Source organism: Citrobacter braakii, assembly GCF_002075345.1.
Lineage (GTDB): Bacteria > Pseudomonadota > Gammaproteobacteria > Enterobacterales > Enterobacteriaceae > Citrobacter > Citrobacter braakii.
Map to the genome: position 1 here is coordinate 1 of NZ_NAEW01000099.1, position 502 is coordinate 502.

1 protein-coding gene is annotated in these 502 nt (G+C 55.6%); it reads left to right on the forward strand.

Annotated elements, in window-relative coordinates:
* A partial coding sequence (locus BZK42_RS28050) for a DNA topoisomerase (protein WP_249025200.1) occupies nucleotides 1–502 on the forward strand: 502 nt, incomplete at both ends.

Below are 502 nucleotides of genomic sequence, written 5' to 3' on the forward strand. Positions count from 1 at the left end.
GTGCTGGACATTGCCCAGAGTCTGTATGAAACCCACAAACTTACCACCTATCCGCGAACGGACTGTGGTTATCTGCCGGTATCGATGCGGAACGAGATTCGCGAGGTGCTGGCTGCCCTGATGCAGACGGACCCGTCACTGAAATCACATCCTGCGCTGGCGCAACTGGACACCAGTCTGGTTTCCCGTATCTGGAATGATAAAAAAATCACCGCACATCACGCCATCATCCCGACGAAACATGTGGGGGATTTAAGCCGGCTGAATACCGATGAGCGCAATGTGTACCAACTGATACGGCAGCATTATCTGGCCCAGTTTCTGCCGCAGATGGAGGTGGACGCGACGGAAGCGACATTTAACATCGGCGGGCAACTGTTCCGGACGACCGGCAATGTTACCGTGGTGGCGGGATGGAAAGCGCTGTTTTCCGACCCGTCGCCACAGTCAGTACAGACACTGGCTGATGGCGACGTGAGCAGTGATAACGCAGATGCCTCCC